This window comes from Tistlia sp. (assembly GCF_040905785.1).
Taxonomy (GTDB): domain Bacteria; phylum Pseudomonadota; class Alphaproteobacteria; order Kiloniellales; family DSM-21159; genus Tistlia.
Genome location: NZ_JBBDQW010000013.1, coordinates 20,730 through 34,436, shown reverse-complemented (window position 1 = coordinate 34,436; position 13,707 = coordinate 20,730). Strand labels below are relative to the sequence as shown.

General features: G+C 70.2%; 12 protein-coding genes. 3 read left to right on the top strand and 9 right to left on the bottom strand.

Features of this window, described 5'->3' with window-relative positions; translation table 11 throughout:
- Window positions 1-47: 47 nt before the first annotated feature.
- The 3 genes from WD341_RS03765 to WD341_RS03755 are packed head-to-tail and all read right to left on the bottom strand — an operon-like array spanning window position 48 to window position 3,269.
- Window positions 48-995: an ABC transporter permease gene (locus WD341_RS03765; protein ID WP_368424085.1), complete on the bottom strand. Its 948-nt coding sequence runs from the start codon at window positions 993-995 to the stop codon at window positions 48-50.
- A 24-nt stretch (window positions 996-1,019) separates the two neighbouring features.
- Entirely contained in the window at window positions 1,020-2,075 is a 1,056-nt protein-coding gene (locus WD341_RS03760) for a glycine betaine/L-proline ABC transporter ATP-binding protein (protein ID WP_368424084.1), read from the bottom strand.
- A 51-nt stretch (window positions 2,076-2,126) separates the two neighbouring features.
- Window positions 2,127-3,269 carry a TauD/TfdA family dioxygenase gene (locus WD341_RS03755; RefSeq protein WP_368424083.1) on the bottom strand — a complete coding sequence of 381 codons (1,143 nt, stop codon included), beginning with the start codon at window positions 3,267-3,269 and terminating at the stop codon, window positions 2,127-2,129.
- Between the two features lie 103 nt (window positions 3,270-3,372).
- Between WD341_RS03755 and gcvA the strand changes: the two genes are divergently transcribed.
- Window positions 3,373-4,284 carry a transcriptional regulator GcvA gene (gcvA, locus tag WD341_RS03750; protein ID WP_368424082.1) on the top strand — a complete coding sequence of 304 codons (912 nt, stop codon included), beginning with the start codon at window positions 3,373-3,375 and terminating at the stop codon, window positions 4,282-4,284.
- Window positions 4,285-4,312: 28 nt separating this feature from the next.
- Here gcvA and proX read toward each other — a convergent pair whose 3' ends face one another.
- Window positions 4,313-5,335, bottom strand: a complete 1,023-nt coding sequence (gene proX, locus WD341_RS03745; RefSeq protein WP_368424081.1) for a glycine betaine/L-proline ABC transporter substrate-binding protein ProX — start codon at window positions 5,333-5,335, stop codon at window positions 4,313-4,315.
- A 268-nt stretch (window positions 5,336-5,603) separates the two neighbouring features.
- Between proX and WD341_RS03740 the strand changes: the two genes are divergently transcribed.
- On the top strand, window positions 5,604-6,185 hold the full coding sequence (locus WD341_RS03740; RefSeq protein ID WP_368424080.1) for a peroxidase-related enzyme: 582 nt from the start codon (window positions 5,604-5,606) through the stop codon (window positions 6,183-6,185).
- 17 nt (window positions 6,186-6,202) lie between these two features.
- Window positions 6,203-8,014, top strand: coding sequence for a signal peptide peptidase SppA (sppA, locus tag WD341_RS03735; protein ID WP_368424079.1), 1,812 nt, complete (start codon window positions 6,203-6,205; stop codon window positions 8,012-8,014).
- Window positions 8,015-8,017: 3 nt separating this feature from the next.
- Here the strand turns inward: sppA and WD341_RS03730 are convergent, their stop codons facing one another.
- From WD341_RS03730 to WD341_RS03710, 5 genes are all read right to left on the bottom strand, one after another.
- A complete protein-coding gene (locus WD341_RS03730) occupies window positions 8,018-8,752 on the bottom strand; it encodes a TlyA family RNA methyltransferase (RefSeq protein WP_368424078.1) in 735 nt (244 codons plus the stop codon).
- A 106-nt stretch (window positions 8,753-8,858) separates the two neighbouring features.
- A complete protein-coding gene (locus WD341_RS03725) occupies window positions 8,859-10,247 on the bottom strand; it encodes an MATE family efflux transporter (protein ID WP_368424077.1) in 1,389 nt (462 codons plus the stop codon).
- Window positions 10,248-10,510: 263 nt separating this feature from the next.
- Window positions 10,511-12,442: a 1-deoxy-D-xylulose-5-phosphate synthase gene (gene dxs / locus WD341_RS03720; RefSeq protein WP_368424076.1), complete on the bottom strand. Its 1,932-nt coding sequence runs from the start codon at window positions 12,440-12,442 to the stop codon at window positions 10,511-10,513.
- A gap of 80 nt (window positions 12,443-12,522) precedes the next feature.
- On the bottom strand, window positions 12,523-13,416 hold the full coding sequence (locus WD341_RS03715; RefSeq protein WP_368424075.1) for a polyprenyl synthetase family protein: 894 nt from the start codon (window positions 13,414-13,416) through the stop codon (window positions 12,523-12,525).
- Between the two features lie 15 nt (window positions 13,417-13,431).
- Window positions 13,432-13,689, bottom strand: coding sequence for an exodeoxyribonuclease VII small subunit (locus WD341_RS03710; RefSeq protein ID WP_368424074.1), 258 nt, complete (start codon window positions 13,687-13,689; stop codon window positions 13,432-13,434).
- Window positions 13,690-13,707: the final 18 nt, after the last annotated feature.

Below are 13,707 nucleotides of genomic sequence, written 5' to 3'. Positions count from 1 at the left end.
GTCTGTTGCGCGGCCGGAACCGGTCTGCGGCGAAGCCGGGCCGGCGGTCACCTGGCACTTCCGATGCCGCGCGTACCGACGGCGCCCGAGACGAGGAAGCCGATCGGCCCGTGCTGGTACCAGCGGCGGTGCTGCCGCTGGCGGGCCGACCGCCCGAAGCCCTGCGAAATGCGGTCGACGAGGATCGCGACCAGCACGATGCCTAGCCCGCCCTGAGTCGCGAGGGCGACGTCCAGGCGACCAATCCCGCGGAGGACCATCTGACCGAGGCCGGTGACGGATATCATAGAGGCCACGACGGTCATGGCCAGCGACATCATGATCGTCTGGTTCACGCCGGTCATGACCGTCGGAAGGGCCAGCGGCATCTGGATCTTCAGGAGAATCTGGTTCGGGTTTCCGCCGAAGGCGCGGCCCGCCTCGACAAGGTCCGCCCGAACCTGTCGGATACCGAGGTTGGTCAGCCGGATGACCGGCGCGATGGCATAGAAGATCGTCACGATCACCCCTGGGACGTTGCCTATGCCGAACAGCATGACCACGGGCACCAGGTAGACGAACGAGGGGATCGTCTGCATGAAGTCCAGGACCGGCTTCAGCACCGCCTCGAAACGGTCGCTGCGGGCGCCGAGGATGCCGATCGGAATCCCGAACAGGATGCAGAAGCTGACGGCGGTCAGAATGATGGCGAGCGTCGTCATCGCCGGGGCCCAGGCGCCGATCAGGCCGATGCCCATGAGGCAGACGAAGGCCGTCGCGGCCGTCCGCACGCCGCCGCTCTGCCAGCCGAGCAGCGTGAAGAGAGCCATGATGAGCAGCGGCGGACTGTCCCTCAAGATCGCCTCGAAGGTGTTGAGCACGCTCGCCACCGGTTCCTTCATCGCCTGGAAGACCGGGCGGTGGTTGTCGACCAGCCAAGCGAGGAGGTTGGCCACCCACTCGCCCAGGGGCACGAGGGTCCCCTGGAAGGGGTCGAGGATCGCTGCGGGGTCCATACTGCGCCGTCTCCCTGGAAATGCTCAGCCGATGCGCGCGCGGATCGCCGACAGCAGCCCATCGGCCGTCACCGTCCCGAGCCGCCGCTCGCCGTCGCGCACCGCCAAGCCGCCCTCGGCACCTGCGATCACGTCCAGCAGTTCCGTCAGCGGCGTGTCTGGTCCGACAGCCCGCCCTGCTTCGGACTCCTCCCCGGCACCGTCGGGCCCGGCGGAGTCCCAGGTTTGCATCACCGCGGCTGCGGTCAGGAAGTGCAGATGTGAAACGCCTCGGACGAAGCGGGCGACGTAGTCGTCGGCCGGGCGGGTCAGGATCTCCTCCGGGCGGCCGACCTGGACGAAGGCACCGTCCTTCATGATGGCGACCCGATGGCCGACCTGGATCGCCTCCTCCAGATCGTGGGTGATGAACAGGACGGTCTTGTTCATCGCCTTGGCCAGCTCCGCGAACTGATCCTGGAGTTCGCGCCGAATCAGGGGGTCGAGGGCCGAGAAGGGCTCGTCCATCAGCAGGATGTCCGGGTTCGAGGCGAGCGCCCGCGCCAGCCCGACCCGCTGTTGCATGCCGCCCGACAGCTCGTCCGGATAGCGGCTCTCCCAGCCGCCGAGCTGGACCAGGTCCAGCGCACGCTCGGCCGCGGCCGAGCGCTCCCGCCGGCCGACGCCCCGGACCTCGAGACCGAAGCCCACGTTGTCCCGGATCGTCCGGTGTGGCCAGAGCGCCATGTGCTGGAATACCATGCCGATGCTGTCCGCGCGCAGCCGCTCGAGGTCGCGCGCCGAGAGCCGGGAGATGTCCTGGCCGTTGATCTCGACAGTGCCGCTCGACGGTTCGATCAGGCGGTTGACGTGACGCAGCAGAGTGGACTTGCCGCTGCCGGACAAGCCCATGATGCAGAAGGTCTCGCCGGCACCGACGTCGAAGCTGACGTCCTGCACCCCGACGACGCAATCAAAGCGCGTGCGCACCTCGTCCTTGGACAGGGGCGCCTCGCGCATCGCGGCCAGCGCCTCGTTCTCTCGCTCGCCGTAGATCTTCCAGACGTTGCGGCATTTTACCGGCACCGCCGTCGTTGCCATTCCCTCTCCTTCCTGCAATGCACCAGCGCACTGCCTTTCCAGCAGTCGTGGCTAGGCAGTCCGCGTGTCGCGGTCGTTGAGCTTCCGCTCGAGAAGCCGGATGCGGCTCATCACGACATCCATCTCCATGGATCCGATCTGCAAGTGGCGCCGCCCGCTGCTCGCGTTGAAGGCATCGCGGGCGTGCAGGACGCGATGGTTGTCCATGGCCAGGATCTGCCCCGGAGCGAGTCGGAAGTGTACCTGGTTCCCAGCGTCGTTCAGCAACTCGCTCAGGCGTCTGTATCCGCGATAGAAGGGCTCGACCAGATCGGGGTGGCAAACGAAGCTCCTGCGCGCCTGGTTCGAGAAGCGGATCATCTTGAACTCGCCCTCGGGGCCGGCGACGAGGATCGGCGAGGCCGCTCGAACGTCGTAGTCACGGTTGGAGATCTGGAATTCCACCTCCACGCGCGTCAGCGCGTCGAACGCCTCCCGGTCTTCGGCACGCAGATCGTTCGCCGCCGCCAAGCCGTCGACGAGCCGCGTCTCGCCGCCACTCGCTTCCTGGACGAGGCAGTGGAGGAACTGTACGCCCGGTGGCCACGCGTAGTTCGCGAGATCCGTGTGAGGCTTCACCACGTCGTCGGTGAAGGCAATGTTGTAGGCGGAGGGTTCGACCCGGATGTCGCGCAGCCTGCCGAAGCAGATCTCCCGGAGATAGCCCAGATGCCCCGCCAACCGCTCGACCTCCCCTTCCGCGGAGGGCGCCCCGGTGAGGAGGGAGAAGCCGTCTCGGACCAGCCCGCGAAGGAAGCGTAGCTGGATGGCCTCGCTCTCGACGACCTCACGATAATCGAAGAACGGCAGGTGCTCCACCATCTCTGCGCGCCAGGGCTCCCGCGCCGACCCCAGCCCGGTCCCGCGCCCGGGTGCATAGGTATGGGCGCGCAGCCATCCCCCGTCGTGGCGGGTTTCCCGTCGGTCCGACCAGACGACGCGGATGGTCTCCTCGCCTTCGAGCTCGGCCTCCAGCGGCCGCAGGTCCGGCTGAAGGGCGTGGAAGTCCACCACCCGCTCCCGCGTATCCGCATGCAGATCGCCGGCCGCGACGCCGTGGTCGCGGAGCCAGAGATGGTGAAACTCCTCGGCACCGCCATCGTCCCAGGTCACCCTCAGAGTGCGCTCCAGAACCTGAAGGGCTGTGATAGCCATCGTTGCTCTCCTGTCGCTCGTTTGACAATCGTTGCGCAACGCTAGGTTCCGCCTGAAAGCGACGCAACTTGCGAAATCTCCGCGCGTTGCGTAAGAAATTGTTATGCAGAGCTTGCGGGACAGACTGCCACCACCGAATGCACTGGTCGCTTTCGAAGCGGCTGCACGCCATCTCAGCTTCACGTCAGCCGCCGGCGAGCTCAACGTTACGCGCGTCGCCGTGAGCAGTCAGGTCAAGCAGCTCGAGGAGTTCCTGGGCACTGGACTGTTTCTTCGCCTGCACCGCGCGCTGCGCCTCACGCCAGCGGGCGAGATCCTCGGCCGCCGGCTCTCGGCGTCACTGGGCGACATTGCGGCGACCGTGGAATCGATCCGCGAGGACAATCGCAACCAGCGCCTGACGATCACCACCTCGACCGGATTCGTGACCTACTGGCTGCTGCCCAGGATCAGCGACTTTCGCCGGCAGCACCCCGACATCGATCTCCGCCTCCTGGTGTCGGACAGCTACCTCAATCTCAGCAGCGAAAGCGTCGACGTCGCCGTGCGCTACGGCAGTGGCGGATGGCAGGGCGTCGATGCCAGGCCCCTCGTCCAGGAAAGGATTTTTCCCGTCTGCAGTCCGGGATTCCTTGTCGAGCACGGCTGCTTCCAGCGCCCCGAGGAGCTGCTCAGCCAGCGGCTGCTCCATCTCGACGGCCCCTACGACGCGGAGACGCGCTGGGCGACCTGGTTCTCAGCGCAGGGGATCGACCCGGTGCCACCGCTGGGCGGCCTGTTCCTCAACACCTATACCAGCCTAGTGCAGGCGGCGCTGGACGGCCAGGGCATCGCCCTGCTCGGTCCGCCGCTGCTGGCCCGCGCCCTCGCCGACGGCTCGCTGGTCCGGCCGATCGAGGTGGCACCGACACTGCGGCGAACCTTCTGGCTGGTGTCACCGCAGCAGTCGGTGCCCTCACCCGCGGCGCAGACCTTTTGCACGTGGATCGCAGCGGCGATGTCCGCGGCCCCTTGAGGCAGGGGGCACCGCGCCCGACGACCGGCTAGTCGGCCGCTGCGGCGGCCTCCTCGACCCAGGCATCGAACTGCTGCTGGTGTTCGGACACCCAGGCCTCGGCATGTCCACGAATCTGCTCGATGTCGGTCTCGCCTTCGTGCTGCTTCAGGATCGCGGCGTTGACGTCCTCGAGCGGTATCTCCAGCACCTCGAACAGCCGCTCGGCGGCCGGATTCTCGTCGAGGAAGGCGGCGTTGGCCAGAATCCCGATGGTGTTCACCTGGAAGCCGGTGTTGCTGCCGTCCGGCTGCGCGGTGTCGGCATCCGCCTCCGAGCGGTCGCCGGGCAGGGCCGAGAATGGTACATCGAGCCAGTGCGTGTCTTCGCCAGGCTTCAGGACCGAGCTCACCCACAGAGGCGTCCAGGTGTAGTAGAGAATCGGCTCGCCCTGCCGGAACCGGGTGATGCCATCGGCGATCAGGGCGAAGTACTGGCCCTGGTTATGGCTGATGCGATCACGCAGGTCGAAGGCGTCCAGGTGGTGTTCGATCACCGCCTCGCAGCCCCAGCCTGGATTGCAGCCGAGCAGATCGGCCTTGCCGTCGCCGTCGCTGTCGAACAGCGCCGCGATCTCCGGATCCTGGAACTGTCCGAGGTCGGTGATGCCATGGGCTTCGGCTGTCTTCCTGTCGACGAGATAGCCCTGCACGGCGCCCTCGATCAGGCGGCCGACGCGTGCGAGGCGCTGATCGCCGCCGGCCTTCTCGTAGAAGGCTTCGTGGAGCGGGTTCCAGTGCACGGCGGTGTAGTCCGCATCGCCCTGCCCGATCGCCAGATGCATGGCCGGAAACTGCGCCTCGAGATGCGGTGCCACCTCGTATCCCAGTCGCTCGAGTCCGATCTGCACGATGAAGTGCTGGAAGTAGTGGTCAGCGCGCCCCGTCGTGATCGGCTGAACCGTCGTGCCGGCTCCCGGCCGCTCGACGGCACCAGCCTGCCCGGCGGTGATCGCCAGCGCCAACCCGGCGCCCACGACGCACAACGCAAGCCTTCGTGTCTCGGTAGCCATTAATCCCTTCCTGCCGGCGCGCAGCGTCTCGTGGCACGGGCCGACCTTGTCGATTGTTCGCGGAGATTGATGCCCCTAGCCTCTGGAGCAGGCGCCGGCGTGTAAACATTAGAAAGTATGACGGCTTGCGTAGCCTCTCGTTGCGGAGCCACCGTGCCTTCTTCCCGTGCGGGTCGGCGCGGGGGCTCCCGCCCCCTGGTGGCCGTCCTGCCGACGCGCCACGGACCACCGGCGCACCCCACGACGATCAGCAAGGAGAGACCACGACATGCCGCAGCCCGACCACGTGATGAAGCTTCCGGTGCCCGAGGAGGCGGGCCTGGACGAGGACCTGCAGAAGTACTTCCAGGTCTGCCGCGACAAGCTCGGCCTGGTGCCGAACGTGCTCAGGGCCTACGCCATCCGGCCGGAGAAGCTGCGCGCCTTCGGCAAGATGTACAACGACCTGATGCTCGGCGACTCGGGCCTGAGCAAGCTGGAGCGGGAGATGGTCGCGGTCGTCGTCTCCTCGGTCAACCGCTGCTACTACTGCCTGGTCGCCCACGGCGCCGCGGTGCGCGAGCTGTCCGGGGACCCGGAGCTGGGCGAGATGCTGGTCATGAACTACCGGGTCGCGGAACTCTCGCCGCGCCAGCGCGGCCTGCTCGACTTCGCCTGGAAGCTGACCGAGACGCCGCACCTGGTCGGCGAGGCGGACCGCGCCGCGCTGCGCGATCTCGGCCTGTCCGAGGCGGATCTCTTCGATCTCTGCAACGTCGTCGGCTTCTTCAACATGTCGAACCGTGTCGCCAGCGGCGTCGACATGATGCCGAACAGGGAGTACCACGCCCGGGCTCGTCCCCAGGGCTGAACGGCTAGGATCCCCCGATGCGGCTGCTGATCTTCCTGCTGAAGTGCCTCGTCGGCGTCCTCGCCACGCTCGGCCTCCTCGTCGTGCTCGGCGCGCTGGCCCTCGGCTTCGCCTGGCGCGACCTCCAGTCCTGGCAGCGCGCCGAGGACGAGCCGCCGCGGCCGGACCGGGCGGTGCTGGTGCTGGACCTCGCCGAGGGCCTGGTCGACGGACCGCCGGGTGCGGCCGCGGGGCTGGCCGGTTTGGGCGGCCTGGGCGGCGAAACCAACCTGCGCGAGCTCGTGCTCGGCCTCGAGGCGGCCGCCGCCGACCCCGGCGTCGGCGGCCTGCTGCTGCGCGTCGGCAACGGCAAGCTGGACATCGCGCGGGTCCAGGAGCTGCGCCGCGCGATCGCGGCCTTCCGGGCCGGCGGCAAGCCGGTCCAGGCCTTCTCCGCCTCCTTCGGCGAAGGCGGCGACGGCACTTTGCACTACTACCTTGCGGCGGCCGCCGACGCGATCACGCTGCAGCCCTCGGGCAACCTGGACCTGGTCGGCTTCACCCTCGAGCAGCCCTACGCCCGCGCCTTGCTCGACGACTGGGACGTGGAGGCGCGGATCTATCGCCGCGAGCAGTACAAGGGCGCGGCCGAGCCGCTGCTGCTGGAGGAGATGAGCGCGCCGGTCCGCCGCAACCTGCAGGCGCTGCTCGATTCCTGGTTCGCGCAACTGGCCGGCGACATCGCCGGGGATCGCGATCTCGAGCCGGCCGCGGTGCGGCGGCTGGTCGACGGCGGACCCTACCTTCCGGCCGAGGCGCTCGGGCAGGGGCTGGTCGACCGGCTCGGCTACGCCGACGAGGCCGCGGCGGCGATCCTGGAGGCCGCTGGCCCGCGTGCCGCGCTGCTGCCGGTGCGCCGCTACCTGGCCGACCTCGCCGAGCGGGGCCCTGCCGGAGACGACCCGCGGATCGCGGTCATTCACGGCCAGGGCGCCGTCATGCTGGGCGAGAGCGAGGGCGCCAGCCCGCTCGGCAGCGTCAGCATGGGCGCGGACACCCTGGTCGAGGCCTTCGCCGAGGCGGCCGCGGACCCGGAGGTGCGGGCGATCCTGTTCCGGGTCGACAGCCCCGGCGGCTCCTATGCCGCCTCCGACTCCATCTGGCGCGCGGTGCGCAGGGCGCAGGAGGCAGGCAAGCCGGTCGTCGTCTCGATGGGCGCGCTGGCCGCCAGCGGCGGGTATTTCGTCGCCGCCCCGGCCGACCGCATCATCGCCGAGCCCGGCACGGTGACCGGCTCGATCGGCGTGGTCTCGGGCAAGATCCTGACCGCCGGCCTGTGGCGCGAGCTCGGCGTCACCTGGAGCGGCGTGCAGGCCGGCGAGAACGCCGGTTTCTGGGACTCGACCCGCGACTTCACGCCCGAGCAGTGGCAGCGCTTCACCGGCTTCGTCGACGCCGCCTACCAGGACTTCCTGGACAAGGTGGCGAGCGGCCGCGATCTGCCGGAGGAGGAGGCCGCGGCGCTGGCCGGCGGCCGGGTGTGGAGCGGTGCCGACGCCGCCGAGCGCGGCCTGGTCGACGGCCTCGGCGGCTACCGGGCGGCGATCGAAGCGGCCAAGGCGCTGGCCGGCATCGAGGCCGGCCAGGCCGTCACCCTGGTCGACTACCCCGAGGTCGAGGACCAGCTGGAGCGCCTGCTGCGCAGCTTCTTCCTGGACGGACTGCTGGCGACCCGCCTGGCCGGCTCGCTGCGCGCCAGCGGCCTGCTGGCGCCGCTGGTCGAGGCCGGTGACAGGGCCCGGGTCCTGAGCGAGGATCCCCGCGCCGGCCTGCTGCGCCTCCCGGATTAGGGGTCACACCCGCTCGGCGGCCAGCAGGTACTCGACGTTGCCCTCCGGCCCGGCTATCGGGCTCTCGGTCATGCCGATCACCCGCCAGCCGGCCTGCTGCCCGAGCCAGAGCGAGACGCGATTGCAGGCCTCGCGGCGGGCCTCGGGGTGGCGCACCACGCCGCGCCGGTCGACGGCACCCGGCCCTAGCTCGAACTGCGGCTTGACCAGCGCCAGCAGGCGCCCGCCGGGAGCGACCAGCGAGAGCGGCGCCGGCAGCAGCACCGCCAGGGAGATGAAGCTGGCGTCGCAGACGAGCAGCTCGATCGCCTCGGGGACCAGCGCCGCGGTCAGGGCCCGGCCGTTGACGCCCTCCAGGGCGACCACGCGGGAATCGGCCGCCAGCCGCGGATGCAGCTGGCCGTGGCCGACGTCGACGGCGTAGACGCGCCGGGCGCCCTGCTGCAGCAGTACATCGGTGAAGCCGCCGGTCGAGGCCCCGAGGTCGAGGCAGACGCGGCCCGCGGGATCGAACCGGAAACGCTCGAGGCCGTGGGCCAACTTGACGCCGCCGCGCGAGACCCAGGGATGGTCGCGGCCCGTGACGACGAGCGGCGCGTCGGGCGGGAGCAGCTGGCCGGGCTTGGCGACGCGGCTGCCGGCGCTCTCGACCAGGCCGGCGGCGATCAGCGCCTGCGCGCGAGCCCGGCTCTCGGCCAAGCCGCGCACGACGAGCAGGCGGTCAACGCGCTGGCGCATGGGCGGCTCCGGATCGGCGGCGGATGCCGGAGCCTATTCCGGCTTCGCTGCGGGGCAAGACCGGGGCGCCGTCGAGACTGCCGTTGAGCGGCCACGAGGCATCTCGCTAGTCCGCCGCCTGCCGGACCGCCCGTCGCGACCGGACCTTCCCTGGCCTGGTCCAGAGCGGCTTGTGCTCGAGCAGGCCGAGGCGCCGGCGCAGCGCGAAGCGGGCGGTCATCGACAGGGCCACCACGGCGAGGCCGGTTGCCAGCCCGTACCAGACCCCGGCGCCGCCGAGTCCGGCCTCGAAGGCCAGCAGCCAGGCGGCGACGAAACCGATCCCCCAGTAGCCGGTCATCGCCAGGGCCATCGGCCAGGCCGTGTCGCACAGGCCGCGCAGCGAGCAGGCCATCACGACCTGGGCACCGTCGAAGATCTGGAACAGCGCCGCGATCAGCAGGAAGCTCACCGCGAGCCGGAAGACCGGGCCGTCCACCGGATCGGCAGGATCCAACACCAGGCCGATGATGGCCTCGGGCACCAGCCACATGGTCGCGGCGGTGCAGACCATGAAGCCGCAGCCGATGACCAGGGCCAGCCAGCCCGCGCGGCGCACCCCCTCGTGGTCGCCGGCGCCGAGATGCTGGCCGACCCGGACCTGCCCCGCCTGGCCGACGCCGAGCGGGATCATGAAGGCGACCGCCACCGCCTGCAGCGCCAGGGCGTGGGCGGCGACGTTGACGGTGCCAAGCCGCAGCATCAGCAGCTGCGCGGCAAGGAACAGGCCGCTCTCGGCCACGACCGTCACGCCGACCGGGAGGCCGACACGCCAGAGCTCGCCGTAGCGCTGCCAGTCGGGTTTCCAGAAGCGCGCGAAGACGTGATAGCGCCGGAACTGCCGGTCGCGCAGCACGAAGGCGAGCAGGACCAGGAACAGGCCGACCTGGATCGCCGCCGTCGCCCAGGCGGCACCGGCCACGCCGAGCGCCGGGAAGCCGAAGTGCCCGAAGATCAGCAGGTAGTCGAGCAGGACGTTGAGCAGCGCGCCGCCGAGCAGCGCGACCATGACGATCTTCGGCCGGGACAGGGCCGAGACGAAGTAGCGCAGCACCAGGAAGCCGAAGGAGAAGGGCAGCCCCCAGACCACGGCCTGCAGGTAGTCGCGGGTGTGCTCGGCGACGGCGGCGCCGCGCCCCGCCCAGAGCAGCAGATGGTGGCCGTTCCAGACCAGCACCATGGCCGGCACGGCGAGCGTCAGCGCGACCCAAAAGGCTTGGCGCACGCTGCGCCGCACGCCCCGGTAGTCGCGCCCGCCGTAGGCCTGCGCGACCACCGAGGCGCTGGCGATAAGGATGCCGAGGCAGAACAGCCAGACGTTGAAGTAGACCGCGAAGCCCAGCGATCCCGCCGCCAGGAAGGCCGGCCCGAGCTGCGCCAGCATGATGACGTCGGTCGTCTGCATGGCGATCAGGCCGAGCTGGCTGGCGACGATCGGCAGGGCCAGCCGGACCAAGGCGCGCGCCTCCGTGACCCAAGGGCCCGGACCCTTCGAGGTCTCTAGCGTGCCGATAGCTGCAAGCGGCCTTGATGAAGCGACAGTCCCCATGACGCGAGCCACTATGCGCGTTTTGAGGGCACTGGCAAGGGCGTGCGGACTAAATCCAGGTTGCAGCTCGCCGGACCGGGGCCGGCGCTGCGCCGGCAGCCCCGCAGGCGCGATGGGCAAGGGCCTGAACGGCTCTCCGAGTGCCGTCCCCGGAGGGCTGCGGCGGCACCCTAGGCGCGCACGGGGCGGGTCGCGTCGGCGTCGTTGTAGCCGAGCGCGGTCAGCGCCGTCACCACCATGTCGGGTGCGCCCAGGCCGGCCCAGGCGATCTGCTCGTCCTGCTTGCCGTGGTCGATGAAGCGGTCGGGCAGGTACATCGGCCGGAACTTGAGGCCGTGGTCGAGCAGCCCCTGGCGCGCCAGCTCCTGCATCACCTGGCTGGCAAAGCCGCCGATGGCGCCTTCCTCGATGGTGATCAGCACCTCGTGCTCGGCCGCCAAGCGACGCACGAGATCGCCGTCGAGCGGCTTGGCGAAACGGGCGTCGGCGACCGTCGTCGAGAGGCCCTTGGCGCCGAGTTCCTCGGCCGCCTTGAGCGCGTCCTTGAGGCGCGTGCCGTACGACAGGATGGCGATCTTGGTGCCTTCCCGCAGCACCCGCCCCTTGCCGACCTCCAGGGCCGTGCCGTGCTTCGGCAGCTCGAGGCCCAGGCCCTCGCCGCGCGGGTAGCGCAGCGCCGAGGGCCGGTCGTCGATGGCGACCTGGGTCGCGACCATGTGCACGAGCTCGAGCTCGTCGGCCGGGGCCATCAGCACGAAGCCGGGAAGGCAGCCGAGATAGGCGATGTCGAAGGAGCCCTGGTGGGTGACGCCGTCGGCGCCGACCATGCCGGCGCGGTCGAGCACGAAGCGCACCGGCAGCTGCTGGATGGCGACGTCGTGGACGACCTGGTCGTAGGCGCGCTGCAGGAAGGTCGAGTAGATCGCGGCAAAGGGCTTCATGCCCTCGCAGGCCAGGCCCGCGCAGAAGGTCACGCCGTGCTGCTCGGCGATGCCGACGTCGAAGGTCCGCGCGGGAAAGCGCTCGCCGAACTTGTTGAGGCCGGTGCCGGAGGGCATGGCCGCGGTCACCGCCACGATCCGCTCGTCGCGCTCGGCCTCGTCGATCAGCGCGCTGGCGAAGACCGAGGTGTACTGCGGCGCCGTCGGCGTCGGCTTGGCCTGCTTGCCGGTGACGACGTCGAACTTGACGACGCCGTGGTACTTGTCGGCGGCCTCCTCGGCCGGGCCATAGCCCTTACCCTTCTGGGTCACGGCATGGATCAGCACCGGCCCCTCGTAGTCGCCGTCGCGGACGTTCTTGAGCACCGGCAGCAGGTGGTCGAGGTTATGGCCGTCGATCGGGCCGATGTAGAAGAAGCCCAGCTCCTCGAACAGGGTGCCGCCGGTCAGCAGGCCGCGCGCGTACTCCTCGGCGCGCTCCGCCGCCTTGCGGAAGGGGCGCGGGAAGTGCTCGGCCATGTGCTTGCCGAGGTGGCGCACCGACTGGTAGGGCTTGGAGGAGATCAGCTGCGAGAGGTAGGCGCTCATGGCGCCGACCGGCGGCGCGATCGACATGTCGTTGTCGTTCAGGATGACGATCAGGCGGGACTTGCGCGCGCCGGCGTTGTTCATCGCCTCGTAGGCCATGCCGGCCGACATCGCGCCGTCGCCGATCACGCAGACCACGTTGAAGTCGTCGCCCTTGAGGTCGCGCGCCACGGCATAGCCGAGCCCGGCCGAGATCGAGGTCGAGGAGTGCGCGGCGCCGAAGGGGTCGTAGGGGCTCTCGCGGCGGCTGGTGAAGCCGGACAGGCCGCCGGTCTGGCGCAGGGTGCGGATGCGGTCGCGCCGGTCGGTCAGGATCTTGTGCGGGTAGCACTGGTGCCCGACGTCCCAGATCAGCTTGTCCTTGGGCGTATCGAAGACGTGATGGATCGCCACCGTCAGCTCGACGACGCCGAGGCCGGCGCCCAGGTGGCCGCCGGTTACCGAGACCGCGTCGATCAGCTCGGAACGCAGTTCAGAGGCGATCTGGGGCAGCTTGTCTTCGGGCAGGGCGCGCAGTTGGGCGGGAGTGGACACTTTGTCCAGAAGGGGGGTCTTGCTCCCTCGATCAGCCATATTGCCTATCCGTCGCTTTCGAAATAGGGAAGGCTGCGGCTGCCGCGCCCCTCGCCTGCGCAGCCGCAGCAGTCCCGGTGTTACGACCGTCGCGCGAGCACGAAATCGATCGTTCGGCGCAGAGCATCGGCATTCTCGCCGAAAGAATCAAGGCGGCTGCGCGCCTCCTCGGCCAGCTGCGCCGCCCGCTCGCGCGCGCCCTCGACCCCGAGGTGGAGGACGAAGGTCGCCTTGCCGAGTTCCGCGTCCTGCCGCGCCGGCTTACCCAGCTCCTCGGTCGTACCCTCGACATCGAGCAGGTCGTCGACGATCTGGAACGCCAGGCCGAGCAGGCGGGCGTAGTCGAGCAGCGCGCGGCGCTGGTCCGGCACGGCCTCGCCGAGCAGCGCCCCGGCCTCGCAGGCGTAGGCGATCAGGGCCCCGGTCTTGAGCGCCTGCAGCCGCTCGATGCCGGCCAGGGACAGGTCGTGCCGCTCGGCCGACAGGTCGATCGCCTGGCCCCCGACCATGCCCTCCGAGCCGGCGGCCCGCGCCAGGCCCGCGACCAGGCGGCAGCGGACGGCGGCGTCCGGGTGGGTCGCAGGCTCGGCCAGCACCCCGAAGGCTTCGGTCAACAGCGCATCGCCGGCGAGCACCGCCGTGGCGTCGTCGAAGGCCTTGTGCACGGTCGGCCGGCCGCGCCGCAGGTCGGAATCGTCCATCGCCGGCAGGTCGTCGTGGATCAGCGAGTAGCAATGCACCATCTCGAGCGCGGCGGCGGCGCGCAGAGCGCGCTCGCGGGGCACGTCGAAGAGGCCGGCCGAGCGCACGACCAGGAAGGGGCGCAGGCGCTTGCCGCCGTTCAGCGAGCCGTGCCGCATCGCGGCGCGCAGCCGCCCGATCGGCCCGGCGGCATCGGGCATCAGCTGCTCGAGCAGCGCCTCGACCTCGCCGGCGACCTCGGCCAGCGACTCCTGCAGGGAGGCATCCGTCATGCCTGGGAGGATCCCCTAGTTCTCGCGATCGAAGGGCTCGGCGTGCGGCACGCCGTCGGGGCCGAGGCCGATGCGCTCGATCTTGGCCTGCGCCTCCTTGAGCTTGGCCTCGCAATGGGCCTTGAGGCGCGCGCCGCGCTCGTAGGCCTCGATCGCGTCGTCGAGCCGGCCCTCGCCGCGCTCGAGCCGGCCGACGATCTGCTTCAGCTCCTCGAGCGCCTCCTCGAAGGACAGCTCGGCGATCTCCCGAGGCGCCTGGTTCGCGTCAGCCATGGCCGTCTCCACTTCCCT

Excerpts from the sequence above, each read along its gene's own strand:
- WD341_RS03765 (WP_368424085.1), bottom strand. The coding sequence starts at position 995 with ATGGACCCCGCAGCGATCCTCGACCCCTTCCAGGGGACCCTCGTGCCC.
- WD341_RS03740 (WP_368424080.1), top strand. The coding sequence starts at position 5,604 with ATGCCGCAGCCCGACCACGTGATGAAGCTTCCGGTGCCCGAGGAGGCG.
- WD341_RS03715 (WP_368424075.1), bottom strand. The coding sequence starts at position 13,416 with ATGACGGATGCCTCCCTGCAGGAGTCGCTGGCCGAGGTCGCCGGCGAG.
- WD341_RS03710 (WP_368424074.1), bottom strand. The coding sequence starts at position 13,689 with ATGGCTGACGCGAACCAGGCGCCTCGGGAGATCGCCGAGCTGTCCTTC.
- gcvA (WP_368424082.1), top strand. The coding sequence starts at position 3,373 with ATGCAGAGCTTGCGGGACAGACTGCCACCACCGAATGCACTGGTCGCT.
- dxs (WP_368424076.1), bottom strand. The coding sequence starts at position 12,442 with ATGGCTGATCGAGGGAGCAAGACCCCCCTTCTGGACAAAGTGTCCACT.
- WD341_RS03730 (WP_368424078.1), bottom strand. The coding sequence starts at position 8,752 with ATGCGCCAGCGCGTTGACCGCCTGCTCGTCGTGCGCGGCTTGGCCGAG.
- sppA (WP_368424079.1), top strand. The coding sequence starts at position 6,203 with ATGCGGCTGCTGATCTTCCTGCTGAAGTGCCTCGTCGGCGTCCTCGCC.
- WD341_RS03755 (WP_368424083.1), bottom strand. The coding sequence starts at position 3,269 with ATGGCTATCACAGCCCTTCAGGTTCTGGAGCGCACTCTGAGGGTGACC.
- proX (WP_368424081.1), bottom strand. The coding sequence starts at position 5,335 with ATGGCTACCGAGACACGAAGGCTTGCGTTGTGCGTCGTGGGCGCCGGG.
- WD341_RS03760 (WP_368424084.1), bottom strand. The coding sequence starts at position 2,075 with ATGGCAACGACGGCGGTGCCGGTAAAATGCCGCAACGTCTGGAAGATC.